This is a genomic window from Neogemmobacter tilapiae, from assembly GCF_014652215.1.
Lineage (GTDB): Bacteria > Pseudomonadota > Alphaproteobacteria > Rhodobacterales > Rhodobacteraceae > Neogemmobacter > Neogemmobacter tilapiae.
Genome location: NZ_BMYJ01000012.1, coordinates 20,426 through 45,100 on the forward strand (window position 1 = coordinate 20,426; position 24,675 = coordinate 45,100).

Consider the following 24,675-nt stretch of genomic DNA (forward strand, 5'->3'; position numbering starts at 1 on the left):
TGCGGCCTTTCCTTTGACGAAACGCAGATCAGCCCTTGGGGCGATTGCGGATCATGAAGGTGTCATAGGTGTATTCGGCGACCTGGTTCCAGAGGTTCGCCTCATTGCGGAAGGCGGCCTGGGCGTCGACGATTTCCTTGAAATCGGCGTTTTCGGCGGAAAGATCGGCGTAGATCTTGTTCGCGGCCTCAAACCCGGCTTTCATCACGTCCTCGGGGAAGGCGCGGAGTTGTGCGCCACCGGCGACCAGATTGCGCAGGGCTTTCGGGTTGCGGGCGTCGTATTTCGCCAGCATATCGGTGTTGGCATAGGCCGCCGCACCCTGCACGATGGCCTTGTAGTTTTCGGGCAGTTCTTCCCATTTTTGCAGGTTAAAGAACAGGTGGATCATCGGCCCGCCTTCCCAGAAGCCGGGATAGTAGTAATAGGGCGCGACCTTGTTCAGGCCCAGCTTTTCGTCGTCATAGGGGCCAACCCATTCGGCGGCGTCGATGGTGCCGCGTTCGAGCGAGGGATAGATATCGCCGCCCGGAATTTGCTGGGGAACGACGCCCATGGATTCCATGACCTTGCCGGCAAGGCCTGCGATGCGCATTTTGACGCCGGCCAGATCGGCGAGGGCGTTGATTTCCTTGCGCCACCAGCCGCCCATCTGAACGCCGGTGTTGCCGGCGGGCAGCCCGTAAAGGCCCTGGGTGGCGTAGAATTTGTTCATGAGGTCAATGCCGCCGCCTTCGTAGTTCCAGGCGTTCATGCCACGGGCGTTGAGCATGAAGGGAACGGCCGTGCCCAAGGCAAAGGCGGGGTTCTTGCCCCAGTAGTAATAAGAGCAGGTATGCGCCACCTCGACCGTGCCGTTGGCGACAGCATCCGAGGCTTCGGGCATCGGCACGATTTCCCCGGCGGGGAAGGCCTGGATCTGGAAGTTGCCGTCGGTGGCGTCGGACACCATCTTGGCGAAGGTTTCGGCGGCGCCATAGATCGTGTCCAGCGCCTTGGGGAAACCCGAGGTCAGGCGCCAGCTGATTTTCGGTGCGGATTGCGCGATGGCGGGCGCCGCCAAGGTGCTGGCCGCTGCGCCAACGGCGGCGGTGGACAGGAAATTACGTCTTTTCATGGGTTTCCTCCGGTTGATGTTCTTAGTTCAGGTCCAATTCTAGGGGGGGGGGGGCGTCTTCGGTGCCCGGCATGCCCAAGGAATCGAGCGCGTTGTTGACGGCATCGGCATCCAGCAGGTTGTCGGCCGAAATCCAGTAGGTGACAGCCTCGGGCCAAGCGATGACCATGATAACGAGGCTGAGTTGCAAGAAGATCCAAGGCACGGCCCCCCAATAGATGTCGCGGCTTTTCACCTCGGGCGGGGCAATGCCACGCAGGTAGAAAAGGGCAAAGCCGAAGGGGGGGTGCATGAAGGAGGTCTGCATGTTGACGCAGAGCAGAACGCCGAACCAGACTAGGTCAATTTCCAGCGCGACGGCCACCGGCATCAGCATGGGGACGACGATGAAGACGATTTCAAAGAAATCGAGGAAGAAGGCGAGGAAGAAGATGAAGACGTTGACAAAGATCAGGAAACCCAACTGACCACCGGGCAGGCCGGTCAGCAGATGTTCAATCCATTTGCCGCCATTGACGCCTTGGAAGACCAGCGAAAAGAAGGTGGCCCCGACAAGGATGAACAGCACCATCGTGGTGATCTTCATCGTGTTGTACATGGCTTCCCAGAACATTTTCCGAGTGCCGCGGCCGGAGCCGAGGGCAAGACCGATGGCCCCCATCGCGCCCATGGCCCCCGCCTCGGTCGGCGAGGCCAGACCCATGACCAGCGTGCCAAGGACGAGGAAAATCAGGACGAGCGAGGGCAGCATGCCCTTGGCGATGGTGATCCAAAGCTGTGCGCCTTTGAGGGTGCGGGCTTCGGGGGGAAGGGCGGGCACCTTGTGAGGGCGGAAGATCGAGACCGCCAGAATGAACAGGGCGAATAGACCGACCTGCAACATCGAGGGGCCGATGGCCCCCAGATACATCTTGCCGACGGGGACACCCAGTTGGAAGGACAGCAGGATCAAGACCAGTGAGGGCGGGATCAGTTGGGCGATGGTGCCCGAAGCCGCGACGACGCCGGTCGCGATCTTCATGTCATAGCCATAGCGCATCATGACGGGCAGGCTGATCATCCCCATCGCAATGACCGATGCGGCGACGGTGCCCGTGATGGCCCCAAGGATCGCGCCGACAAAGATCACCGCATAGGCCAGACCGCCGGGCACGCGGCCAAAGGCTTGTCCCACCCCTTCCAGCAGGTTTTCGGCGAGGCGTGAGCGTTCGAGGATCGCGCCCATGAAGGTGAAGAAGGGGATGGCCAGCAGCAGTTCGTTGGACATGATGCCAAAGACACGGGCGGGCAGGGCCTGCATGAAGGAAAAGCCGAAATAACCCAGTTCAATGGCGATGAGGCCAAAGGTCAGGCCTAGGGCGGCGAGCGAAAAGCTGACGGGAAAGCCAAGCAGCATAAAGACCACAAGGCCAGCAAACATGGCGGGGGCAAGATAGCCGTATTCAAGCATGGTTCAGGTTCCGCCTATTGTTGCAGGGCTTCGTATTCGATCTTTTCGACCTGCGCGCCCTGCAAGGCGGCAATCCGTTTGATCAGCTCGGCCAGCCCCTGCAACAGAAGCAGGGCAAAACCAAAGGGCATCAAGGCCTTGACTGGCCAATAGGGCAGGCCCCCGGCGTTGGAGGACATTTCGGCGTCCATGTAGCTTTTCAGAAAGAAGGACCAGCCGAGCCAGATCATCACGCTGACAGAGGGGATGAGAAAGAAGATGATGCCAAAGACATCGACCCAAAGTTTGCCGCGGGGCGAGTAGCTGCCATAGAGCATGTCAACGCGGACATGGCCGTTGACTTGCAGGACATGGGCGCTGGCCAGCATGAAAATGCCCGCGAACAATTGCCACTGGATTTCGAGCCAAGCGTTGGAGCTGAGGTCAAAAGCATAGCGCGAAACGGCGTTGAAGGCGCTGATCGTGCAGGTGGCCAGCACCAGAACGGCGGCAATATAGGCAAAGAACCGGCTGATACGGTCCACATAGCTGGTCAGGCGCAGCAAAGCCGCCATTCCGTTCTCCTCCCCTGGGTCAGTCTTGCAGGCCGTCTGATGCAACCTTTGGGGACAAGCGTAACGAAGGCGGGAAACAATGCAAGGGCGGATAGTTGCGACGTTCCGTCACAATGGCAAGGCTTTGCCGGGTTGGGGCGCTAACAGGACGCTTGCGATGAAAAAGGCGGCATGCTTCTGTGTTGCCCGAGGAAAACGCTTGGGAGGGCGGCTGTGAACAGACGGGAATTCGGTTTGGGCGCGGCGGCGCTGGCGGCAACGATTTCGACGCCGGTTTGGGCACAAAGCGGGGGGATGAGCCGCGAAAAGGTGTTGCACGACTGGTATCGGCTGGTGCTGGAACTGGTGCGGCATACGGCGACCTATACGCCGCCCGTGGCGAGCCGGGCCTTTGCCTATCTGGGAATCATCGCGCATGAGGCGACGGCGGGTGACATTCCCTTGGCGGGGGCTTCGCTTTACCGCCAATTGCCGGGCTATGCGTTTCCGCCGGTGACGGCGATGGCGCTGGATCATGCGGTGGTGCTGCATGGGGCGATGGCGCATGCCGTGAACCATTTCTTCGGCAACACGGGGCCGACGGGGCAGCGAGCCATCAAGGCGATGGACGACCGGATGATGCAGGCCCTGCTGCAAGGCACGCCGATGAACCCCGAAGGTTCGCGCGGCTGGGGCAAGGCGGTGGCGCAACATGTGATCGACTGGTCGGCCAATGACGGCGGTGCGGTGGTCGAAAACATGGGGTTCCCGCGCGAATTTGCCTTGGCCGAAGGGCCGGGGAAATGGGTGCCAACCAATGCGGTTCGCCAGCAACAATTGCCGCTTTTGCCGGGCTGGGGCAACAACCGGACCTTTGCGGCCCCGTCGAATGTGGCCTGCGCATTGGCAGCCCCTGTGGAATATAGCGAAGACCCGGCCTCGGGCTTTTATGCCGAAGCGAATGAGGTTTACGAGACGACCAAGGCGCTGACGGATGATCAAAAGGCGATTGCGCGGTTCTGGTCGGATGATCCGATGCTGTCGCCCACACCGCCGGGTCACTGGATCAGCATTGCGATGCAATTGCTGGAAGCAGAGCAAGCCCCGATTCAAAAACGGGCGGCGGTGATGGCGGGGCTGGGGATTGCGGTGGCGGATGCGTTCATCTGCTGCTGGCATGACAAGTTTCAGGTGAACCTGTTGCGGCCGATCACCTATATCCGGGCGCATATTGATGCGAAATGGACGCCTTTGCTGAACACGCCGCCCTTCCCTGAATATCCCAGCGGCCATTCGGTGCAGTCGGGGGCGGCGCAGGTGGTGATGGATCGCTTTTTTGGGGCAGATTTCGGCTTTACCGATGAAACTGGCACGGCGGATGGGCTAAAGCCGCGATCCTTTACCAGTTTCAAACATGCGGCGGATGAGGCGGGGATTTCGCGGCTGTATGGGGGCATCCATTTCCGGGCCGCGATTGACCGGGGATTGGAACAGGGCCGTTGCATCGGGGCCTTTGCCGCCAATCTGAAGTTCGAGGTGTAAGATGCGCAGTCTGATCTTGATGGCGGCGGTCGCCAGTCCCGCGATGGCGGAAACCCCGAGCTTTACTGACGAAACCGCCAGCGCGGGGATCGTGCATTCCTATGATGGCGATTGGGAATATATGGTGGGCGGGGGCGTTGCGAGCTTTGACTGCAACGACGACCGGGCACCGGATCTGGTGATGGCGGGGGGGACTTCGCCTGCGGCGCTGTTCGTGAACCAATCGGCGCGGGGCGGGGCTTTGGCCTTTGCCAAGACGGCGGCGGGGATCGAGGATGTGGCGGTGACGGGGTTCTATCCCTTGGACATCGACAATGATGGGATCATCGATCTGGTCATGCTGAAGGTCGGGGCGAACAAGGTTCTGAAGGGGCTGGGGAATTGCCAGTTTAAGGATGCCAGCGCCGATTGGGGTTTTGACGGGGGCGATGCTTGGTCCACCGCCTTTGCGGCGACTTGGGAAAAGGGGGCCGTCTGGCCGACGCTGGCCATCGGCAATTATGTGGACCGCAAGGAGGAGGCCTTTCCTTGGGGCAGTTGCACGGACAACTGGTTACATCGGGGGGGCGACAAGGGCTTTGCGGCCCCAGTGGCGCTGAAACCCAGTTTCTGTGCGCTGTCGATGCTGTTCACCGATTGGAACCTGTCGGGGACGCCCGCGCTGCGGGTGTCGAATGACCGGGAATATTACAAGGGCGGGACGGAGCAGATGTGGCATGTGGAGGCGGGGGCGGAACCCCGGCTTTACAGCGCGGATGAAGGCTGGCGGCCGCTGAAGATCTGGGGGATGGGCATTGCCAGCAGCGATGTGAATGGCGATGGCTATCCGGATTATTTCCTGACCAGCATGGCGGATAACAAGTTGCAGGTGCTGACCGCGCAGGAAGGTGAGAAGAAGCCGCAGTTCGATGATGTGGCGTTCAAGCGGGGGGTGACGGCACACCGGCCTTTCATGGGGGATGATCTGAATCCTTCGACCGCTTGGCACGCGCAGTTTGCCGATGTGAACAACGATGGGTTTGACGATCTGTTCATCGCCAAGGGCAATGTCAGCGCGATGCCCGACTTTGCCATGAAAGACCCGAACAACCTGCTTTTGGGCGCGGCGGATGGGGTTTTTGTTGAAGTGGCCGACAAGGCCGGGGTGGCGAGCGTGGGGCAAGCACGAGGCGCGATTGTCGATGACTTCAACCTCGACGGTTGGCCCGATCTGGCGGTGGTGAACCGGAATGGTCCGGCGGAAATCTGGCGGAACAACGGGGGGACGGGGCATTGGCTGATGCTGCGCTTGGCGCAGGAGGGGGCCAACCGTGATGCGATTGGCGCTTGGATCGAATTGAAACTGGGCGAGCGGGTGATCCGGCGTGAGGTGACCTCGGGCGGGGGGCATGTCAGCGGGGCCTTGGGCTGGCGGCATCTGGGGCTGGGTGCGGCAGAGAAGGCCGAGGTGCGGGTGATCTGGCCGGATGGGGCCGAGGGCGACTGGCAGGAACTGGTGGCGGATCAGTTCTATGACCTGCCGCAAAAAGCGGCAGCGGTGGTTTGGACGCCGTGATAGGCTTGTATTAACGGTAAACATGGGCATAATCCGCTGAAAAGGGGAAGGATGCCTATGTTCACCGGCCTGTCGCATGTCGCGTTGAAAGTCACTAATCTGGACAGGACGCTGGCGTTTTACGGCCAGTTGGGCCTGCGTGAGATGTTCCGGCTGCACAAGGACGATGGCCAAGTCTGGCTGGTCTATCTGCGGATCACCGACACGCAATATCTGGAAATTTTTCCAGGCGCGGAAAATGACCGTGCGCCGGGGTGGAATGCCAATGGCACCAACCATCTGTGTCTGACTGTGGCCAATTTGCAGGATACGGTGGCGGAATTGCATCGGCTGGGCATTCCGCTGCTGATCGAACCGCAGCGCGTGCTGGACGGCAATTGGCAGGCTTGGATAGAGGATCCCGATGGAAACCGGCTGGAGCTGGTGGAGTTGGACGCCGATTGCCTGCAATTGCAGGCCATCGCGCGGCTGAGGGCAGAAGGGTAAAGGTTGGGTATGGTCACAAGGCTGAAGGACATCGCCGCAAAGGCCGGGTTTTCGGTGAACACCGTGTCACTGGCCCTGCGCGACAGCCCCCGCATCCCCGAGGAAACGCGGACAACCATCAAGACCATTGCCCGGAACCTGAACTATACCCCGAACGAAGTGGCGAAATCGCTGGTGGCGCGGGAAACGCGGACCGTGGGGCTGATCCTGACCTCGGTCACGAACCCGGTGCTGGCGCAGGTGGCGCATCAGGTGGAACGCTGGCTTTCGCAAAAGGGCTATGGCACCTTGTTTGCCAGTTCCAACAATGATCCGGACGAGGAACAGCGCGTGATCGACATGTTCCGCGCGCGGCGGGTGGATGGGATTTTGGCCTATCCCTGCAACCATCAGGATCTGGAACGCTTTCGCCAGTTGCGGGCGGGGGGGATGCCGGTGGTGATGCTGGTGGACGACCCGGAGGGGGGCGTCGATTCTGTGGCGATTGACGAACCAGCGGGGGCGGAAAAGGCGGTGGCGCATCTGCTGGCCTTGGGCCATCGGCGGATCGGGCTTTTGGATGCCGCATCGAGCAAGGGGAATATCAAGAAAAGGGCGGGCTATCTGGCGGCCTTGGCCAAGGCGGGGGTGACGCCAGAACCGGACTGGATCATCGACCCACGGGAGCATTCGCTGGAGGCCGGGCGGCGGGCGCTGGGCGAGTTGCTGGCGCGGAAGACCGGGGTGACGGCGGTTTTCGCGGTGAATGACATGCTGGCGCTGGGGGCGGCGCATCACGCCGTGACAAGCGGGCTGCGCCTGCCGGAAGATCTGGCGATTGTGGGCTTTGACAACATCGACTTTGCGCGGCTGGCGATGATCCCCCTGACCTCGATCCAGTATGAGGTGGAGCAGTTGGTCGATGGGGCTGCGGCGCGGGTGCTGGAGCTGATCGCGCGGGCGGCGGACCTGCCACCGCCACAGAATGTGCAGATTGACCCGGCGCTGATGGTGCGGGCCAGCACTCAGCCCAAGCCGTAAAAGCGGCGGGCGTTGGCGTCGAAGATTTTCGAATGCTGCGCCGGGGGGACAAGCGACAAGGCCGTCGCCAGATTGGTGGCATAGTCGCTGGCCAGCTGGAGAACCGGCCAATCGCTGCCCCAGATCACGCGATCAGGGCCAAAGGCTTGCAAGATATGGGCGGCGAAGGGGGCGAGGTCGGCGGTTTGCCAATCAGGCCCGATTTCGGTGACCATGCCCGAGAGTTTGCACCAGACATTGGGCAGCTTGGCCAGTGCCGCCATCCCCTCGGCCCAGGCGGGATCGGGGCTTTGGCCTTGGCCCATGCGGGGTTTGGCGATGTGGTCGATGAGGATCGGCAGATCGGGATAACGCAGGGCCAGCAGGGCGATGACGGGCAGGTGGCGCGGCTGGATCAGAGCGTCAAAGCGAAGGCCGGTGGCCTGCATATGCGACAGGGCCGGGGCTGCCGCTGGATCGAGAATCCAATCGGTGCGGTCGATGTTTTGCAGCATGGGGCGCAGGCCCTTGAGCATCGGGTCGGCGCGCAGGCGGTCGATGGTGGGGATGGCATCGGCGGTGGTCAGATCGACCCAGCCGACGACACCCGCGACGAAATCGGTTTGCTTGGCGAGGGCCAGCAGAAATTCGGTTTCGGCAGTGGTGGGTGTGGCCTGAACCAGAACGGTTTTCTGAACCCCTGCGGCGGCCAGCAGGGGGCGCAAATCTTCGGGCCCGAAATCGCGGAAGATGGGGGCGACGCTGGCGTTGGGCCAGTCATAATCGCCCCGGTCCAGCCGCCAGAAATGTTGATGTGCGTCGATCATATTGCCCCCTAGGCCAGATGATTGACCCGCAAGGATGCGAGCAAGGTTTCTTTGGATGTCGCGAGATGGGCCTGCACGGCGGCGGTGGCTGCCTGCGGATCGCGCGAGCGCATGGCCGCGATGATGCGGCGGTGTTCGCCAATGGCGGCCTTGTTGCGGTCGCGTTCCAGCTGTTTGTCCCATTGGTAATGATAGTGGAAAATCAGCGAGATGACCTTTTGGAAATCGACGACGAACCGGTTTTTGACGACGGCGTTGATGGCGGTGTGAAAGCGTTCGTCGAGGCGGGAAAAGTCGCGGAAATCGGTGTCGATGCGGTCCAAGAGGGCCAGATGTTCGCGTTCCAGCGCGTCGAGGTCGCGCCAGATGGGGTGGGTCTCGGGCAGGGTGGTGACGATGCGGGCGGCGTTCACCTCAAGCAGGGCCCGGAATTCGGAGAGTTCGACGGCGTAGTCGGGGGTAAAGCCCAAAAGCCGCCAGCCGCCTTGGGCGCGGCGTTCGACAAGGCCGAAATGGCCAAGACCGGCCAGAAACTCTTGTAACATATGGGGGGGGACAGAGAATTGCTTGGCCAGTTGGGCGACGTTCAGGCTGGTGCCTGCGGGCACGTCAAAGCGCAAAACCCAATCGAGGAAGCGATCCTCTAGCTCGCGCAGGGTGATGTATTCTTCGCGTTCGGTCAGGCGGTCTTCGGGGCGGATGGCGCGGATCAGGGGTTTGTGGCGACCGTCGAGGCCGATGACGCCGCCTTCCTCTAGCCGTTTCAGCGCGGCGCGAACGATGGTGCGGCTGACCTTGAGCGTTTCGGCCAGTTTCAATTCGGAAGGCAGGGCATCGCCGGGGGCAAGGCCTGCCATCTGATCGAGCAAAAGATTGTAGGCAGCGCGGAAGCGAACATCGGTGCGGGCCATCGGATGGTTCTTTTGTATGGTTTGATTAAAAACAGTTTACACGGCGCGCGAGTCGAGTCTAGTGTTCTTTATGATTAAAGCCCGAAGGCGAGGGGAGGCGCTGGGAATGGCACAGACGATGCTCTGCGGCACCTGCGTGTCGCCCGGCCAGTTTGAACTGACACCGGCGGAAATGCCGCAAACAGCGCCTGAAGGCTGGGTTCTGGTGGACATCACCGCCGCCGGCCTGTGCGGGACGGATTATCATATTTACGAGGGCAAGCACCCTTTTTTGCAATATCCGCGTGTCATTGGGCATGAATTGTCGGGCCGGGTGGCCGTCAGCGCAGGGGATTGGGCGGCGGGTGTGCCGGTGGTGATCAACCCCTATCTGTCTTGCGGGGAATGCCGGGCCTGCCAGCGTGGCAAACCGAATTGCTGCACGCAGATTCAGGTGCTGGGCGTGCATCGCGATGGGGGCATGTGTTCGCGCATCGCGGTGCCTGCGGGCAATCTGTATGCGGCAGGCGATCTGGGGCCGGAAGCGGCGGCGATGGTGGAATTTCTGGCGATTGGCGCCCATGCCGTGCGGCGGGGCGAGGTAGCGGCGGGCGACCGTGTACTGGTGACGGGGGCGGGGCCGATTGGTTTGGGCGTGGCCCTGTTCGCCAAGGCGCGGGGGGCCGAGGTGCATTTGCTGGACACAACGCCCGCGCGGCTGGAACAGGCGCGGGGTTTGGGTTTTGAGCATCTGCTGGGGGCGGTGGCCGCTGGTGATGGGTTCGACGTGGTGTTTGATGCGACAGGGAATGGCGCTGCGATGGAGGCGGGCTTTGCCCATGTGGCCCATGGCGGGACTTATGTTCTGGTGTCGGTCGTGCAGGGGAACATCACCTTTTCCGACCCCGAATTCCACAAGCGGGAAATGCGGCTGATCGGGTCGCGGAATGCGACGGCGGAGGACTTTGATACGGTGATGGAAGCGCTGCGTACGGGGGTGGTGTCATCCAAGGCGCTGCTGTCGGAGCGGATCACCCTGGTCGATTTGCCGGCGCGTCTGCCGGTTCTGGCGGCGGACCGGGGCAGCCTGATCAAGGCGATTGTTGTGATGGAGGCCGCATGAATCCCGTCATCCAGATGCACGGCATCGACAAGCGCTTTCCGGGCGTTCATGCGCTGAAATCCGTGCAATTCGATCTGATCGCGGGTGAGGTTCACGCCCTCATGGGCGAGAATGGCGCGGGGAAATCGACGCTGATGAAGATCCTGTCGGGGATTTATCAGCCCGATGGCGGCACGATCCGGGTGAACGGGGCCGAGGTGCGGATTGCGGGGCCGCGCGCGGCGCAGGGCCTTGGCATCGGGATCATCCATCAGGAACTGGCGCTGATGCCGGACCTGACGGTGGCGCAGAACATCTTTATCGGGCGGGAACCGAAGAACCGCTTCGGCGTCCTGAATGAGGGCAAGCTGAATGCCGATGCGGCGGCGATCTTTCAGCAGATGAAAGTGGCGATTGATCCGCAGGCCGAGGTGCGGACGCTGACCATTGCGAAACAGCAGATGGTGGAGATTGCCAAGGCGCTGTCGTTCCGGTCCAGCATCCTGATCATGGACGAACCGACCGCCGCCCTGAACGACCGCGAAACGGATGAGCTGTTTGCCATCATCCGCGGCCTGCGCGGCGAAGGCGTGGGTGTGGTTTATATTTCCCACAAGATGGATGAAATCCGCCGCATTTCCGACCGGGTGACGGTGATGCGGGACGGGGCCTATGTCGGCACGGTGACGGCCGCCGATACGCCGATTGAAACCATCATCAACATGATGGTGGGCCGCGATCTGGATCAATCGGTGGTGGATATTCCCGATCTGTCGGGGGCCGAGGTGGCCTTGCGGGTGCAGGGGTTGAACCGGGGCCGGGTGGTGCGGGATGTCAGCTTTGACCTGAAAAAGGGCGAGATTTTGGGGTTTGCGGGCCTGATGGGGGCCGGGCGGACCGAGGTGGCGCGGGTGATCTTTGGCGCGGACAAGCGCGAGAGTGGCGAGATCGAGGTGCATGGCCGCGCGGCGGCGATCCGCACACCGCAGGATGCCGTGAAGGCGGGGATTGGCTATCTGTCGGAAGACCGCAAGCATTTTGGTTTGGCGCTGGGTCTGGACGTGCGCAACAACATCGGCCTGACCGCCTTGGACAAGTTTTCCGACCGGGCGGGGCGGGTGAATGACAGTGCTTTGGCCAAGGTGGCGCGGGATTACATCGAAAGCCTGGCGATCCGCACGCCGTCGGACAAGCAAGAGGTGCGGTTGTTGTCGGGGGGCAATCAGCAAAAGGTGGTCATTGCGAAATGGCTTTTGCGCGATTGCGATATTCTGATCTTTGACGAACCGACACGCGGCATCGATGTGGGGGCCAAGGCGGAAATCTATCGGCTTCTGGTTGATCTGGCTGCACAGGGCAAGGCGATCATTGTGATCAGCTCCGAACTGCCCGAAGTTCTGCGCCTGTCCCACCGTATCGCGGTGATGTGCGAAGGCCGCTTGACGGGCATTCTGCCCGGCGGCCCTGCCACATCGCAAACCGAAATCATGCGCCTTGCCACCCAAAGGGATATGGCCAGCGAAGGAGCCCTGACATGACCGCCACCGTTCCCGCCGCAAGCCCGTTGAACCGACTGAAAGCATCCGGTGCGCAGCAAAAGCTGTTGGCGTTTGCCAGCCTGATCGTCTTGCTGATCTTTTTTTCCATCGCCTCGGAAAATTTCCTGCAAACATCCAACATCATCGCCATTTTGCAGGCGACATCGGTGAACGGTGTGCTGGCGATTGCGGCGACCTTGGTGATCATCACCGGGGGGATTGATCTGTCGGTTGGCACGCTGATGACCTTTACCGCCGTCGTTTCGGGCGTGGTGCTGACTTTTTGGGGCATGGCCTTGCCCTTTGGCATTCTGGCGGCCATCGGCATGGGGGCCTTTTGTGGCCTGATTTCCGGCACGCTGATTGCGCGGATGAAGATCCCGCCGTTTATTGCCACCTTGGGCATGATGCTGATCCTGAAGGGCCTGTCGCTGGTGATTTCGGGCACCAAGCCCATCTATTTCAACGACACGCCCAGCTATCCCGAACTGTCCACCGGGTCGCTGGTGGGCAAGCTGATCCCGGCCCTGCCCTTGCCGAATGGGGTGCTGATCCTGTTCCTGCTGGCGCTGTTCATTTCTTGGGTGCTGAACCGCACGGTGCTGGGGCGCTATACCTTTGCGCTTGGCTCGAATGAGGAAGCGGTGCGTCTTTCGGGGGTGAACACTGATGGTTGGAAGATTGCCATCTATGCGCTGGCGGGGGGGATCTGCGGTATTGCGGGCCTGCTCATTTCGTCGCGGCTGAATTCGGCGCAACCCGCGCTGGGGCTGGGCTATGAGTTGGACGCCATTGCCGCCGTGGTGATCGGGGGCACCTCGCTGGCCGGGGGGCGGGGGTCGATCTTGGGAACCATCATCGGTGCGCTGATCATGAGCGTGCTGTTGAACGGGTTGCGCATCCTTTCGGTGGCGCAGGAATGGCAGACGGTTGTGACCGGTCTGATCATCATCGCCGCCGTCTATGCTGACATGCTGCGCCGTCGGCGCGCTGGCTGAGAAACAGAGAACGGACAACGTTCCAGATTAACGAATTCGCATCTTAATGGAGGAAGAATGATGCTGAACAGAAGAACCCTGATGGGCGCACTGGCTGCGGGCACGCTGCTGGCAAGCTCGACCTTGGCTTTCGCCCAGGACAAGATCTATATCCCGATGATTTCCAAAGGCTTCCAGCACCAGTTCTGGCAAGCTGTGAAAGCGGGCGCTGACAAGGCTGCTGCGGAATTGGGCGTGGAAGTGACCTTTGAAGGTCCGGACACCGAAGCGCAGGTGGACCGCCAGATCGACATGCTTTCGGCCGCGCTGGCCAAAAAGCCTGCCGCGATTGGCTTTGCCGCGCTGGACAGCCAAGCCGCCATCCCGCTGCTGAAACAGGCGCAAGAGGCGGGCATTCCCGTCATCGCGTTTGACTCTGGCGTGGACAGCGACATTCCGGCAGCGACGGCCTCGACCGATAACCTGGCGGCGGCGGCACTGGCGGCGGACAAGATGGCGGAGTTGATCGGCGGCGCGGGCAAAGTCGCGCTGGTCGTGCATGACCAAACCTCGCGCACGGGCATCGACCGTCGCGATGGGTTTGTGAACCAGATTGCGGCGAAATACCCGGATATCGAAATCGTGGATATCCAGTATGGCGCGGGCGACCAGTTGCAATCGACGGAAATCGCCAAGGCGATCCTGACGGCGCATCCGGATCTGAAGGGCATGTTCGGGGCGAACGAAGGTTCGGCCATCGGCGTGCTGAACGCGAAGAAAGAGTCGGGCCGTTCGGATCTGATCGTGATCGGCTATGACTCGGGTGCGGCGCAAAAGGCAGCCATCATCGAGGGTTCGATGAACGGGGCGATCACGCAAAACCCGGTGGGCATCGGCTATGAAACGGTGAAAGCCGCTGTGGCTGCGTCCAAGGGTGAGGCGGTTGAGAAGAACATCGACACCGGGTTCTTCTACTACGACAAGACGAACATCGACGCGCCGGAAATCGCGGCGGTTCTGTATGATTGATCCCTTTGGGGATAAATGCGCCGGCCCTTTCGGGGGCCGGCGTCTGCATTGAAAGGGCGAAAGATGGATCTGGGGCTGAAAGACAAGGTGGTGATCGTGACCGGGGGTGCGGCGGGCATCGGCGGGGCGATTTCCGAGGATTTGGCCCGTGAAGGTGCAAGGGTTGTGATCTTTGCCCGCCGCGCGCCGGACGCTGATTGGCTGGCCAGCCTTGGGCCCAAGGCGCATTTCATTCAGGCGGAACTGTCGCGCGATGAAGATTGCCGCGCGGCGGTGGCGGAAACGCAGAAGCGGTTCGGGCCGGTCTATGGGCTGGTGAACAACGCAGGCGTAAATGACGGCGTCGGGCTAGAGGCGGGACCAGAGGAATTCCGCGCCTCGCTAGAACGCAACCTGATCCATTATTATACGCTGGTGCATCTGTTGGCGGATGATCTGCGAGCGACCAAGGGGGCGGTGGTCAACATCAGTTCCAAAACGGCGGTGACGGGGCAGGGGAACACCTCGGCCTATGTGGCGGCCAAGGCGGCACAGCTGGGTCTGACGCGGGAATGGGCGGCAGCCTTTGCGGCGGATGGGGTGCGGGTGAATGCCGTGCTGCCCGCCGAGGTGATGACGCCGCTGTATGAACGCTGGATCACGACCTTTGACGACCCGGCAGAAAAGCTGGCGGAAATCACGGCGCGCATTCCCTTGGGTCAGCGGATGACCGGGGCCGATGAAATTGCGGCGATGGCGGTCTTTGCGCTGTCGGCGCGGGCCTTGCACCTGACGGGGCAATGGCTATTCGTGGACGGCGGCTATACCCACCTGGATCGTGCCCTGGCAGGAGTGTGAGACGATGAAACCCGATCATATCGTGCTGGCGGAAAAGGATGATGTGGCCATTGCCTTGGCCGATCTGCCCAAGGGCGCGCGGGTCAACAATGTGACGCTGGTGGAGCCGGTGCCGCGGGGGCACAAGGTCGCGCTGCATCCGATTGCGGCGGGCGAGCAGGTGCGGCGCTATGGCCAGATCATCGGGCAGGCGACGCGGGACATCATGCCGGGGGCACATGTGCATGTGCAGAACCTGGGCATGTCGGATCATGAGCAGGACTATGCCTTTGGGGCGGATGTGAAACCGCTGCCGGTGCCGGATGAGGCGCGAACCTTTATGGGCTATCGGCGGTCGGATGGGAAAGCGGGGACGCGGAACTATCTGGGGGTGCTGACCTCGGTCAACTGTTCCGGGTCGGTGGCGCGGTTCATCGCGGAAGAGGCGGAAAAGACGGATTGGTTCAAGGCGCTGAAGAATGTGGATGGCATCGTGCCGATTGCGCATTCGTCGGGCTGTGGCATGTCGGGGTCGGATGAGGGTTACAAGACACTGTTCCGCACGCTGCAAGGCTATGCCAAGAACCCGAATTTCGCGGGTATCCTGCTGGTGGGGCTGGGCTGCGAGGTGATGCAGATCCCGGCCTTGGTGGGCAAGGCGCGGCTGCGGGCGGATGGGCAGTTCCAGCATATGACCATTCAGGACACCGGCGGCACACGCAAGACGGTGGAACGGGGAGTAGAGGTGCTGCGGGAATTGGCTTTGGTTGCTGACCAATGCACGCGCGAACCTATCCCGGTGTCGGAACTGGTGATCGGGATGCAATGCGGTGGGTCGGATGGCTATTCCGGCATCACCGCCAACCCGGCGCTGGGCGTGGCCTCTGATCTGCTGGTGGCGCATGGGGGGACGACGATCTTGTCGGAAACCTCGGAAATCTATGGGGCGGAACATCTTTTGACGCGACGGGCGGTTTCACCCGAAGTGGGCGAAAAGCTGATCGAGCGGATCCATTGGTGGGAAGATTACACGCAGCGTAACAAGGGTGAGATGAACAACAATCCCAGCCCCGGCAACAAGAAGGGCGGCTTAACCACCATTCTGGAAAAGTCACTGGGGGCGGTGGCAAAGGGCGGCTTTGCGCCCTTGGAAGGGGTTTATCTGTTTGCCGAACCGATTGACCGCAAGGGGTTCGTGTTCATGGACAGCCCCGGCTATGACCCCTGTTCGGTGACGGGGCAGGTGGCCTCGGGGGCCAATCTGATTGTCTTTACCACGGGGCGGGGGTCTGTGTCGGGATACAAACCTGTGCCCTGTATCAAGGTGGCGACCAATTCGGAAATGTATGGCCGGATGGCCGACGATATGGACCTGAACACGGGCGACATTCTGGAAGGGGTGACGCTGGAACAAAAGGGGCGCGAGCTGTTCGAGTTGTTCATCCGCGTCGCCTCGGGTGAGGAAACCAAGTCGGAAGAACTGGGCTTTGGCGGTGCGGAATTCGTGCCGTGGCAGATTGGGGCGGTGATGTGATGACGGGACGGATGCAGGGCAAGCGGGCGCTGGTGACGGCGGCGGGCCAAGGGATTGGGCGGGCCAGCGCGCTTGCCATGGCGCGAGAGGGCGCGCAGGTTCTGGCGACCGACATCAATGCCGAGGCTTTGGCAAGCCTTGCAGGCGAGGGGATCGAGACGCGGGTTTTGAACGTGCGCGACCCGGCGAGCATTGCCGAGGCGGTGGAGGCGGCGGGCGATGTCAATGTGCTGTTCAACTGCGCGGGTTTCGTGGCGGGTGGGACCATCCTCGATTGCACGGATGAGCAATGGGAATTCAGCCTGGACCTGAACATGACGGCGATGTTCCGCATGTGCCGGGCGTTTCTGCCGGGGATGATCGCGCGGGGCGGCGGGTCGATTGTGAACATGGCCTCGGTCGCGTCGAGCGTGATCGCGGCCCCGAACCGTTTCGTTTATGGCGCGACGAAGGCGGGGGTCATTGGCATGACCAAGGCGATTGCCGCCGATTTCGTGACCAAGGGCATCCGCTGCAATGCGATCTGCCCCGGCACGGTGGAAAGCCCCAGTCTGGACGACCGGCTGCGGGCGACCGGCGATTATGAGGCGGCGAAGGCGGCCTTTATCGCGCGGCAGCCCATCGGGCGGATTGCGAAGGCCGAAGAGATTGCGGCGCTTGTGGTCTATCTGGCATCGGACGAATCAAGTTACACCACCGGCGTCGCGCATGTGATCGACGGCGGCTGGGCGAATATCTGAAAGGACAAGCGATGAAACTTTTGCGTCATGGGGCCCGCGGGGCCGAGCGGCCGGGATTGCTGCATGCGGATGGCACGATCCGCGATCTGACGGGGCTGGTGCCGGATATTGCCGGGGCGGTGCTGTCGGATATGGGCATGGCGATGCTGCGCAGCATCGACCCGTCGCGCCTGCCGGTCGTCGATGCCAACACGCGGCTGGGGGCCTGTGTCGGCGGGACGGGCAAGTTCATCTGCATCGGTCTGAACTATGCCGATCACGCCGCCGAAAGCGGCATGGCTGTGCCGCCAGAGCCGGTGATTTTCCAGAAGGCGACGAGCGCGATTTGCGGGCCGACCGATCCGATTATCATTCCGCGCACGTCAGAAAAGACCGACTGGGAAGTGGAACTGGCGGTGATCATCGGGACCAAGGCCAAATATGTGTCCGAGGCCGAGGCTTTGTCTTATGTGGCGGGCTATGCGGTGTCGAATGACGTGTCGGAGCGGGCATTTCAGACGGAACGTTCGGGGCAATGGACCAAGGGCAAAAGCTGCGACAACTTTGGTCAGACCGGGCCTTGGCTGGTGACGCGGGACGAGGTGGCCGATCCGCAGAACCTGTCGATGTGGCTGAAGGTGAACGGCGAGACGATGCAGAACGGATCGACGCGCACGATGGTTTACGGCGTGGCGCATGTGGTAAGCTATCTGTCGCAGTTCATGACGCTGCATCCGGGGGATATCATTTCAACCGGCACCCCGCCCGGCGTGGGCATGGGGATGAAACCGCCGCGTTACCTGAAGGCGGGGGATGTGGTGGAATTGGGGATCGAAGGCTTGGGCCAACAGCGCCAAGTCTGCGAGGCGGATGCCTGAGACCAAAGCCGGGGGCTGCTGCCCCCGGACCCCCGAGGTATTTTTGGCAAGATGAAAGCCGCAGTCTTGCGGAGAAAGGGGGCCTTGGCCCCCTTTTGTTTCAGCCGTGTTTGATCATGACATGGCGGACGACGGTGTAATCTTCCAGCGCATACATCGACATGTCCTTGCCATAGCCGGACTGTTTCAGCCCGCCATGCGGCATTTCGTTGACCAGCATGAAATGCGTGTTGACCCAGGTGCAGCCATAGCGGAGCCGCGCCGCCGTCGCCATGGCGCGGCCCACATCGCGGGTCCAGACGCTGCTGGCCAAACCATAGTCGCTGTCATTCGCCCATTCGACGGCCTGATCGACATCCGAGAAGGGGGTGATGGAGACGACGGGGCCGAACACCTCACGCCGGACAATCTCATCTTCTTGCCGCGCCCCGGCGATGACGGTGGGCCTGTAATAGAAACCCCGGTCCATCGTTTCCCCGCCTGCCGTCACCTCGATATGGTTCAGTTCGCGGGCGCGATTGACAAAGCTCGCCACCCGGTCGCGCTGGCGCAGGCTGATCAGCGGGCCGATTTCATTGGTGCTGTCGTCGTCCTGATCCAGCGCGATGGTCGAAACAGCGGCAGAGAGGTCAGCCACCAATTTTTCATAGACCTTTTTGCCCGCATAGATGCGGCAGGCGGCGGTGCAGTCTTGCCCGGCGTTGTAATAGCCAAAAGCGCGGAGGCCCTCGACCACGGCCTCGACATCGGCGTCGTCAAAGACCACGACGGGGGCCTTGCCGCCCAGTTCCAAATGAGTGCGTTTCACGGTTTTTGACGCAGCATCGAGCATCTTTTTGCCCGTCGCCACATCGCCTGTCAGGCTGATCATATCAACGCCGGGATGGTTGATCAGATAGCTGCCGACGGTCTGGCCGCGCCCGGTGATGACGTTGACGACGCCTTCGGGCAGTTCCTCGGCCAAGATCTGCGCGAATTTCAGCGCTGAAAGCGGTGTCTGTTCCGACGGCTTGAAGACAACGGTATTGCCGCCGCCTATGGCTGGCCCCAGCTTCCACGCCATCATCATCAGGGGATAGTTCCACGGCGCGATCGAGGCGATCACCCCCACCGCATCGCGGCGGATCATGCTGGTATGGCCTGCCAGATATTCCCCCGCCGCTGGCCCATGTTGGTTGCGCACGGCCCCGGCGAAATAGCGGTAGCAATCGGCAATCGCCGGGATTTCATCGTTGCGGGCGGCATTGATCGGCTTGCCACAATTCAGCGCCTCCAAAGCGGCCAGCGTATCGGCCTCGGCCTCGACCCTATCGGCAATGCGCAGCAGAGCGCTGGCGCGTTCGGCGGGGGTGGTGCGGGACCAACCGTCAAAGGCGCGGCGCGCGGCGGCGACGGCGGCATCGACTTGGGCGGTGGAGGCTTCGGCCACGTTCAGGATCAAGGCCCCTGTGCGCGGGTTCAGGATCGGTTCGGCGGCATCCTGCCCCTGCTGGAACTGTCCGCCAATCAGCAGCGCGGTGTCGAATTGGGTCATCTCTCTCTCCCGTTTATTTCCCCGCACCGGCGGTCTGGTCGCCGTCGCGGGTCAGGTAATAGGCGGCAAGGATGGGCAAAAAGGTCACGGCAAAGACCACGATGGCGACAACGTTTGTCACCGGCCTTTGGCGCGGGCGGACCAGTTCTTGCAGCATCCAAATGGGCAGGGTCGATTGCTGCCCTGCGGTGAAGGTGGTGACGATCACCTCGTCAAAGGACAGGGCAAAGGCGAGCATCCCGCCCGCCAAAAGGGCGGAGCCAAGGTTCGGCAGCAGGACATGGCGGAAGGTTTGAAAGCTGTTGGCACCAAGGTCGGCGGACGCCTCCAAGATGCCGCCCGACAGGCGGCGAAAGCGGGCGACGGCGTTGTTGTAGACGATAACGATGCAAAAGGTGGCGTGGCCCAGGATGATGGTCCACACCGAAAAGGGGATGTCCATCACCGAAAAGGCCGAACGCAACGCCATGCCGGTGATAACGCCGGGCAGGGCGATGGGCAGTAGGATCAGCAGGCTGATCTGGTCGCGCCCGAAAAAGCGGCTTTGCGCCATGGCGGCGGCGACAAGGGTGCCCAAGATCATGGCCAAGAGGGTGGCGATGCTGGCGACCTTGATCGACAGCCAAAGAGGCGGCCAGATGTCGGCACGTTCCCATGCCACGGCGAACCATTTCAAGGTCAGACCGGGGGGCGGGAATTGATAGGATTTCTCCTCGGTCGTGAAGGCGTAGAGGAAGATCAGCAGGATCGGCAGATGCAGGAAGGCAAGGCCCAAGCCTGCGGCGAGTTTCAGGGGCCATGAGGCGCGGTCAGAGTGCATCGAAAGCCCCCATGCGCTTGGCGATCCAAAGGTAGACCAGCATGATCAGGATGGGGACCATGGCGAATGCGGCCGCGAGGGGCACGTTCCCGGCGGTGCCTTGGAACTGATAGACGGCAAGGCCGATGAAACGGGCGGAATTGCCGATGATCTGGGGGATGATGTAATCGCCCAAGGTCAGCGAAAAGGTAAAGATCGACCCGGCGATGATGCCCGGCAGGGCCAGCGGGAAAACCACCGTGCGGAAGGTCTGCGCGCGAGAGGCACCAAGGTCAGACGAGGCCTCAAGCATGGACACCGGCACACGTTCCAGTGCGGCCTGCATGGGCAGGATCATATAGGGCATCCAGATGTAAACAAAGACGATGAAGGTGCCGAGGGGGGAGGTGGAGAGGGACGATCCACCGAACCATTGCTCATCCAAGGCGCGGGCGAGCAGAGGGCCGCCGCCGACATGGTCAGCGATCCATGTGAGGATGCCTTCGCGGGCAAGGATCAGTTTCCAAGCATAAACCTTGACCAGATAGGACGACCAAAGCGGCAGCATGACGCCCAGATAGAACACAGCCTTCCAGCGCCCCTTGGCAAAGCGGGCGGCGAAATAGGCGATGGGAAAGGCGATCACGGCGCTGGTGAGTGTGACCAGAATGGCCATCAGAAGGGTGCGCAGGATGATGTCGAGGTTCTGGGCGCGGAACAGCTCGGCATAGGTTTTCAGGGTGAATTCCTGTTTCACCACACCGGAGAATTCGTCGATGGAATAGAAGCTTTGCAAAAGCAAAGCGGCGAGGGAGCCGAGATAGACGATGCCTAGCCACAACACGGGCGGCGTCAGCAGCAGGATCAGCAGCAGGCGGGGTCTGCGCCAGAAGGCGGCGCTGATGCGGTCGCCCATTCCCCTTTCGGGCAGGATGGCGGGGCTGGTCATACCTGCCCCATCAGATGCAGGGCGCTGGGGGCAAAGCTGATCGCCGCCTCGGTGCCCTGTTCCGGCACCGCTTCCCCGGCGGGGACAAAGGCGGCAATTTCAGTATCGCCCATGCGCAGGACAACGCGCGAGCCAGAGCCGAGATAGCGGACGGCAGTGACGGTGCCCTTGGGGCCGCTGGGGGCAAGGCGCACGACCTCAGGCCGCAGGCTGGCCCATTCGGCGGGGCCGCCCAAGGCTTTGGTCAGGGCGGGGGGCAGGACGTTCGATGAGCCGACGAAATCGGCGACGAAACGGGTTTGGGGGCGGGCGTAGATGTCTTCGGGCGTGCCGATCTGGGCGATCTTACCGTCGTTGAAGACGGCCAGACTGTCGGCCATGCTCAAGGCCTCATGCTGGTCATGCGTCACGAAGACAAAGGTGATGCCCAGCCGCTTTTGCAAGGCTTTCAATTCGTCCTGCATCGCCTCGCGCAGTTTCAGGTCCAAAGCCCCTAAGGGTTCGTCCAGCAGCAACACGCGGGGTTCATTGATCAGGGCGCGGGCCAAGGCCACGCGCTGGCGCTGGCCGCCGGACAGTTGGCCGGGCTTGCGGTCGCCATAGCTGGGCAGTTTGACAAGGGACAGCAGTTCCTCGGCTTTGTCGAGCCGTGCGCGTTTGTCCACGCCCTTGACCATCAGGCCATAAGCCACATTGTCGCGCACCGACATATGGGGGAACAGGGCGTAATCCTGAAAGACGGTGTTCACGTTGCGCCGGTTGGGGGGCACGTCTGACACATCCTGCCCGTGGATCAGGATGGTGCCGCCCGTCGGCTTTTCAAAGCCCGAGATCAGCCGCAGGCAGGTGGTCTTGCCGGAACCGGAGGGGCCGAGCATGGCAAAGAACGCGCCTTCGGCGATGGTCAGGTCCACCCCATCGACGGCGCGGATCGGGCCGAAATGGCGGGTGACGGATTGGAACTGGACGGCGGCGGTCATGGGCATTCTCGATGGTTTGGGCAACACCCCCCACCCCCGACCCCTCCCCACAAAGGGGGAGGGGGGCAGGCAGGGCGCAAGGCGTCACCCTCCCCCCTTTGTGGGGGAGGGATGGGGAGTAGGCTGATGCGCTGCTCAGCGCCCGCCGATCACGCCGATATAGTCCGACACCCAGCGGTAATAGGGCACGCAGGCGCCTTCGCCTTGCGAACAGTTGGCGACCGGGGTTTTCCAGAAGCGGATCTTTTCGAAATCGTCCAGACCGTTGGCGGTGCATCCTTCGGCCGTCTGCATGCCGCGCCCATCGGTGCAGGCGGCAGGCACCGATGGCACAGCGCCGAACCAGACCGACAGATCGGCTTGCAGGTTTGATGACAGTTGGTGTTCAAACCACATGTAAGCGCAGTTTGGATGTTCGCTGTCGACATGCAGCATGGTCGTATCGGCCCAGCCCGTCGCGCCTTCTTGCGGGATGGTCGAGGCGACGGGTTGATTGTCCGCCTTGAGCAGACCCACTTGGAAGGGCCAGGAACCGGAGGCGACCACGCCTTCGTTCTTGAAGTCGTCGATTTGGATAAAGGCATCGTGCCAATAGCGGCTGGTCAGCGTCCGCTGCACGCGCAGCAGGTCGAGCGCGGCCTTGTATTGATCCTCGTTCAGCTCATAGGGGCTGGTGATCCCCAGTTCGGGCTTGTGGAACATCAGATATTGCGCGGCATCGGCAATGTGGATCGGCCCGTCATAGGCCTGAACCCGGCCCTCGTTCGTCTTGCCGTCGGGCAGGTCCATTTTTTCAAAGACCACATTCCAGCTTGTCGGGGCCTCTTTGAAGACATTCGTGTTGTACATCAACACGTTCGGCCCCCACATATAGGGCACGCCATAATGTTTACCATCCACCGTATGCCAGGGCGCATCCTGAAGGCGCGGGTCAATGGTGGACCATGACGGCACCAGCGCCGGGTTGATTTCCTGCACCTTTCCGCCCGCGACCAGCCGCAGCGAGGCGTCGCCCGAGGCGGTCACAAGGTCAAAGCCGCCTTCGTTCATCAGGGCGACCATTTCATCCGAGGTGTTGGCGGTTTTCACACTGACCATGCAGCCAGTCTTTTGTTCAAAGCCAGTGACCCAGTCAAAGGCCTTGTCGGTTTCGCCGCGTTCCACATAGCCCGCCCAAGCGACGATGGACAAAGCGCCTTCGCCGGGGCCGACCTCGGTCATCTGGGCAAAGGCGGGGGTGAGTGCAGTGGTCAGGCTGGCAAGGGCGGCCAGCGACAGGGTCGCGGCGCGTTGCATCTGTCGGTTCATGGTCATCGGCAATACCTCCTGATGGGTTATGGGCGCGGCATGGGTGTTCTATGCGCGCTGCCGGTTTTCCGGCCTGCGACAATGCTGCGACTGCGGCGCAGCTTTCGCAAACACAAAATCAGGATGGCCGGTATCGGTTTTTCCGATGGGTCAGCGTTCGGCAAGACCAGTCTGGGCCGAACGCACGAATTGCAGCGCGGGGCCGGACAGCGGCGCACCGCGTCGCCACGCGAGGCCCACCTGCACCGTGGGCAAATCGCCCGAGACATCGCGGATCTCGATCCGGTCGCCTTCCAGTGACCAGGGGCGATAGACAAGGCTGGGCAGGATGGCGAGGCCCGCGCCGGTGGCGACTAGGGAACGCACGGCCTCAACACTCCTTGTTCGAAAGGCAGTTTCGGGTTTGACGGGCAGGGCCATGGTCAGGCGGCGGGTGGATTCCTCGATTTCATCCACCATCAGCTGGATCATCGGCTGACCGGCCAACTCCTCCAATTCAATCGATTCTTGCTGGGCCAGAGGATGGCCCAAGGGCAGCCACAGGCGGTAGGGGGATACCAGCAGCGCCTCGACATGCAGAGCCATGCGGTCGCGGACCGAGGAGGTCAGTAGCACCGCCACATCCAACTCGCCGCCGATCAGCAGATGTTGCAGGTATTCGCCCGAATCCTCAATCACGTTCAACTCGATCAGGGGAAAGGCGCGGCGAAAGCGTTGCAGGATGTCGGACAGCACATAGCCCGCCACCAGCGAGGTCACGCCCAAAGACAGCCGCCCCCGCACCTCTTCCGCCTCATCCCGAAAGGCCGTGCGGGCGGCGGCGACATCGGCCAGAATCTGGCGGGCATGGCGCAGAAAGGCCGAACCGCGATGCGTGATGACAAGGCCGCGGGCCTGACGGTCAAACATCTGCACGCCCAAGTCATCCTCAAGCGCGCGGATGGCCTCGGTCACGCTGGATTGCGAAATGGACAGGGCCCGCGCCGCGCCTGACACGCTGCCCGCCTCGGCGGCGGCGACAAAGAACTGAAGCTGGCGAAGGGTAAAGGCCATGGCGCAGTGTTTCGCATCGGCAGGGCACTGGCAAGCAAAAGCCCCGCCCAGAGGAACTGG

At 61.9% G+C, this 24,675-nt stretch carries 23 protein-coding genes; 12 read left to right on the forward strand and 11 right to left on the reverse strand.

Annotation, left to right across the window (positions count from 1 at the left end):
• Window positions 1-28 precede the first annotated feature (28 nt).
• The 3 genes from IE095_RS16085 to IE095_RS16095 are packed head-to-tail and all read right to left on the reverse strand — an operon-like array spanning window position 29 to window position 3,121.
• A complete protein-coding gene (locus IE095_RS16085) occupies window positions 29-1,117 on the reverse strand; it encodes a TRAP transporter substrate-binding protein (protein WP_189412952.1) in 1,089 nt (362 codons plus the stop codon).
• 22 nt (window positions 1,118-1,139) lie between these two features.
• Window positions 1,140-2,567 carry a TRAP transporter large permease gene (locus tag IE095_RS16090; RefSeq protein WP_189412954.1) on the reverse strand — a complete coding sequence of 476 codons (1,428 nt, stop codon included), beginning with the start codon at window positions 2,565-2,567 and terminating at the stop codon, window positions 1,140-1,142.
• 14 nt (window positions 2,568-2,581) lie between these two features.
• Window positions 2,582-3,121, reverse strand: coding sequence for a TRAP transporter small permease subunit (locus IE095_RS16095; protein ID WP_189412957.1), 540 nt, complete (start codon window positions 3,119-3,121; stop codon window positions 2,582-2,584).
• Window positions 3,122-3,334: 213 nt separating this feature from the next.
• Here IE095_RS16095 and IE095_RS16100 point away from each other — a divergent pair, with 213 nt between their 5' ends.
• Genes IE095_RS16100 through IE095_RS16115 form a run of 4 tightly spaced genes read left to right on the forward strand, consistent with a single transcriptional unit; the run spans window position 3,335 to window position 7,703 of the window.
• The gene (locus IE095_RS16100) at window positions 3,335-4,642 is read left to right on the forward strand and encodes a vanadium-dependent haloperoxidase (RefSeq protein ID WP_229804867.1); all 1,308 of its coding nucleotides are present in this window, start codon (window positions 3,335-3,337) and stop codon (window positions 4,640-4,642) included.
• A 1-nt stretch (window position 4,643) separates the two neighbouring features.
• Window positions 4,644-6,197 carry a CRTAC1 family protein gene (locus IE095_RS16105; protein WP_189412959.1) on the forward strand — a complete coding sequence of 518 codons (1,554 nt, stop codon included), beginning with the start codon at window positions 4,644-4,646 and terminating at the stop codon, window positions 6,195-6,197.
• Between the two features lie 51 nt (window positions 6,198-6,248).
• Complete coding sequence (locus IE095_RS16110; protein WP_189412961.1) at window positions 6,249-6,683, forward strand: VOC family protein; 435 nt, start codon at window positions 6,249-6,251, stop codon at window positions 6,681-6,683.
• Window positions 6,684-6,692: 9 nt separating this feature from the next.
• A complete protein-coding gene (locus IE095_RS16115) occupies window positions 6,693-7,703 on the forward strand; it encodes a LacI family DNA-binding transcriptional regulator (RefSeq protein ID WP_189412963.1) in 1,011 nt (336 codons plus the stop codon).
• On the opposite strand, the gene IE095_RS16120 is transcribed toward IE095_RS16115, so the two are convergent.
• Window positions 7,688-8,509 carry an amidohydrolase family protein gene (locus IE095_RS16120; protein ID WP_189412965.1) on the reverse strand — a complete coding sequence of 274 codons (822 nt, stop codon included), beginning with the start codon at window positions 8,507-8,509 and terminating at the stop codon, window positions 7,688-7,690. The two genes, IE095_RS16115 and IE095_RS16120, sit on opposite strands and share 16 nt — an antisense overlap.
• 8 nt (window positions 8,510-8,517) lie before the next feature.
• Window positions 8,518-9,420: a GntR family transcriptional regulator gene (locus IE095_RS16125; RefSeq protein WP_189412966.1), complete on the reverse strand. Its 903-nt coding sequence runs from the start codon at window positions 9,418-9,420 to the stop codon at window positions 8,518-8,520.
• A 106-nt stretch (window positions 9,421-9,526) separates the two neighbouring features.
• Here IE095_RS16125 and IE095_RS16130 point away from each other — a divergent pair, with 106 nt between their 5' ends.
• The 8 genes from IE095_RS16130 (at window position 9,527) to IE095_RS16165 (ending at window position 17,992) form a co-directional block, all read left to right on the forward strand.
• On the forward strand, window positions 9,527-10,522 hold the full coding sequence (locus IE095_RS16130) for a zinc-binding alcohol dehydrogenase family protein (protein WP_229804868.1): 996 nt from the start codon (window positions 9,527-9,529) through the stop codon (window positions 10,520-10,522).
• On the forward strand, window positions 10,519-12,039 hold the full coding sequence (locus IE095_RS16135) for a sugar ABC transporter ATP-binding protein (RefSeq protein ID WP_189412967.1): 1,521 nt from the start codon (window positions 10,519-10,521) through the stop codon (window positions 12,037-12,039). The genes IE095_RS16130 and IE095_RS16135 overlap by 4 nt, the downstream gene beginning before the upstream one ends.
• Window positions 12,036-13,037 carry an ABC transporter permease gene (locus IE095_RS16140; RefSeq protein ID WP_189412968.1) on the forward strand — a complete coding sequence of 334 codons (1,002 nt, stop codon included), beginning with the start codon at window positions 12,036-12,038 and terminating at the stop codon, window positions 13,035-13,037. The genes IE095_RS16135 and IE095_RS16140 overlap by 4 nt, the downstream gene beginning before the upstream one ends.
• Window positions 13,038-13,097: 60 nt before the next feature.
• Complete coding sequence (locus IE095_RS16145) at window positions 13,098-14,045, forward strand: ABC transporter substrate-binding protein (RefSeq protein WP_189412969.1); 948 nt, start codon at window positions 13,098-13,100, stop codon at window positions 14,043-14,045.
• A 63-nt stretch (window positions 14,046-14,108) separates the two neighbouring features.
• Window positions 14,109-14,882 (forward strand): L-fucose dehydrogenase, encoded by a 774-nt coding sequence (locus IE095_RS16150; RefSeq protein ID WP_189412970.1) that lies wholly within the window; start codon window positions 14,109-14,111, stop codon window positions 14,880-14,882.
• Window positions 14,883-14,886: 4 nt separating this feature from the next.
• Complete coding sequence (locus IE095_RS16155) at window positions 14,887-16,395, forward strand: UxaA family hydrolase (RefSeq protein ID WP_189412971.1); 1,509 nt, start codon at window positions 14,887-14,889, stop codon at window positions 16,393-16,395.
• Complete coding sequence (locus IE095_RS16160; protein ID WP_189413083.1) at window positions 16,395-17,135, forward strand: SDR family oxidoreductase; 741 nt, start codon at window positions 16,395-16,397, stop codon at window positions 17,133-17,135. The genes IE095_RS16155 and IE095_RS16160 overlap by 1 nt, the downstream gene beginning before the upstream one ends.
• A gap of 11 nt (window positions 17,136-17,146) precedes the next feature.
• Window positions 17,147-17,992 (forward strand): fumarylacetoacetate hydrolase family protein, encoded by an 846-nt coding sequence (locus tag IE095_RS16165; RefSeq protein WP_189412973.1) that lies wholly within the window; start codon window positions 17,147-17,149, stop codon window positions 17,990-17,992.
• A gap of 100 nt (window positions 17,993-18,092) precedes the next feature.
• Here IE095_RS16165 and IE095_RS16170 read toward each other — a convergent pair whose 3' ends face one another.
• The 6 genes from IE095_RS16170 to IE095_RS16195 form a co-directional block, all read right to left on the reverse strand.
• A complete protein-coding gene (locus IE095_RS16170) occupies window positions 18,093-19,526 on the reverse strand; it encodes a gamma-aminobutyraldehyde dehydrogenase (RefSeq protein ID WP_189412974.1) in 1,434 nt (477 codons plus the stop codon).
• 13 nt (window positions 19,527-19,539) lie between these two features.
• Window positions 19,540-20,346, reverse strand: coding sequence for an ABC transporter permease (locus IE095_RS16175; protein WP_189412977.1), 807 nt, complete (start codon window positions 20,344-20,346; stop codon window positions 19,540-19,542).
• Window positions 20,336-21,274, reverse strand: coding sequence for an ABC transporter permease (locus IE095_RS16180; protein WP_189412979.1), 939 nt, complete (start codon window positions 21,272-21,274; stop codon window positions 20,336-20,338). Before IE095_RS16180 ends, IE095_RS16175 begins: the two co-directional genes overlap by 11 nt.
• Window positions 21,271-22,260 (reverse strand): ABC transporter ATP-binding protein, encoded by a 990-nt coding sequence (locus IE095_RS16185; RefSeq protein WP_444543288.1) that lies wholly within the window; start codon window positions 22,258-22,260, stop codon window positions 21,271-21,273. The genes IE095_RS16180 and IE095_RS16185 overlap by 4 nt, the downstream gene beginning before the upstream one ends.
• Window positions 22,261-22,389: 129 nt before the next feature.
• Window positions 22,390-23,568, reverse strand: coding sequence for an ABC transporter substrate-binding protein (locus tag IE095_RS16190; protein ID WP_229804869.1), 1,179 nt, complete (start codon window positions 23,566-23,568; stop codon window positions 22,390-22,392).
• 144 nt (window positions 23,569-23,712) lie between these two features.
• Window positions 23,713-24,615, reverse strand: coding sequence for a LysR family transcriptional regulator (locus IE095_RS16195; RefSeq protein WP_189412981.1), 903 nt, complete (start codon window positions 24,613-24,615; stop codon window positions 23,713-23,715).
• Window positions 24,616-24,675 lie beyond the last annotated feature (60 nt).

What these genes read in the sequence shown, in the direction of transcription:
- IE095_RS16085 (WP_189412952.1), bottom strand. Translation starts at nt 1,117, where the DNA reads ATGAAAAGACGTAATTTCCTGTCCACCGCCGCCGTTGGCGCAGCGGCC.
- IE095_RS16090 (WP_189412954.1), bottom strand. Translation starts at nt 2,567, where the DNA reads ATGCTTGAATACGGCTATCTTGCCCCCGCCATGTTTGCTGGCCTTGTG.
- IE095_RS16095 (WP_189412957.1), bottom strand. Translation starts at nt 3,121, where the DNA reads ATGGCGGCTTTGCTGCGCCTGACCAGCTATGTGGACCGTATCAGCCGG.
- IE095_RS16105 (WP_189412959.1), top strand. Translation starts at nt 4,644, where the DNA reads ATGCGCAGTCTGATCTTGATGGCGGCGGTCGCCAGTCCCGCGATGGCG.
- IE095_RS16110 (WP_189412961.1), top strand. Translation starts at nt 6,249, where the DNA reads ATGCCTATGTTCACCGGCCTGTCGCATGTCGCGTTGAAAGTCACTAAT.
- IE095_RS16115 (WP_189412963.1), top strand. Translation starts at nt 6,693, where the DNA reads ATGGTCACAAGGCTGAAGGACATCGCCGCAAAGGCCGGGTTTTCGGTG.
- IE095_RS16120 (WP_189412965.1), bottom strand. Translation starts at nt 8,509, where the DNA reads ATGATCGACGCACATCAACATTTCTGGCGGCTGGACCGGGGCGATTAT.
- IE095_RS16125 (WP_189412966.1), bottom strand. Translation starts at nt 9,420, where the DNA reads ATGGCCCGCACCGATGTTCGCTTCCGCGCTGCCTACAATCTTTTGCTC.
- IE095_RS16130 (WP_229804868.1), top strand. Translation starts at nt 9,527, where the DNA reads ATGGCACAGACGATGCTCTGCGGCACCTGCGTGTCGCCCGGCCAGTTT.
- IE095_RS16135 (WP_189412967.1), top strand. Translation starts at nt 10,519, where the DNA reads ATGAATCCCGTCATCCAGATGCACGGCATCGACAAGCGCTTTCCGGGC.
- IE095_RS16140 (WP_189412968.1), top strand. Translation starts at nt 12,036, where the DNA reads ATGACCGCCACCGTTCCCGCCGCAAGCCCGTTGAACCGACTGAAAGCA.
- IE095_RS16145 (WP_189412969.1), top strand. Translation starts at nt 13,098, where the DNA reads ATGCTGAACAGAAGAACCCTGATGGGCGCACTGGCTGCGGGCACGCTG.
- IE095_RS16150 (WP_189412970.1), top strand. Translation starts at nt 14,109, where the DNA reads ATGGATCTGGGGCTGAAAGACAAGGTGGTGATCGTGACCGGGGGTGCG.
- IE095_RS16155 (WP_189412971.1), top strand. Translation starts at nt 14,887, where the DNA reads ATGAAACCCGATCATATCGTGCTGGCGGAAAAGGATGATGTGGCCATT.
- IE095_RS16160 (WP_189413083.1), top strand. Translation starts at nt 16,395, where the DNA reads ATGACGGGACGGATGCAGGGCAAGCGGGCGCTGGTGACGGCGGCGGGC.
- IE095_RS16165 (WP_189412973.1), top strand. Translation starts at nt 17,147, where the DNA reads ATGAAACTTTTGCGTCATGGGGCCCGCGGGGCCGAGCGGCCGGGATTG.
- IE095_RS16170 (WP_189412974.1), bottom strand. Translation starts at nt 19,526, where the DNA reads ATGACCCAATTCGACACCGCGCTGCTGATTGGCGGACAGTTCCAGCAG.
- IE095_RS16175 (WP_189412977.1), bottom strand. Translation starts at nt 20,346, where the DNA reads ATGCACTCTGACCGCGCCTCATGGCCCCTGAAACTCGCCGCAGGCTTG.
- IE095_RS16180 (WP_189412979.1), bottom strand. Translation starts at nt 21,274, where the DNA reads ATGACCAGCCCCGCCATCCTGCCCGAAAGGGGAATGGGCGACCGCATC.
- IE095_RS16185 (WP_444543288.1), bottom strand. Translation starts at nt 22,260, where the DNA reads ATGCCCATGACCGCCGCCGTCCAGTTCCAATCCGTCACCCGCCATTTC.
- IE095_RS16190 (WP_229804869.1), bottom strand. Translation starts at nt 23,568, where the DNA reads ATGACCATGAACCGACAGATGCAACGCGCCGCGACCCTGTCGCTGGCC.
- IE095_RS16195 (WP_189412981.1), bottom strand. Translation starts at nt 24,615, where the DNA reads ATGGCCTTTACCCTTCGCCAGCTTCAGTTCTTTGTCGCCGCCGCCGAG.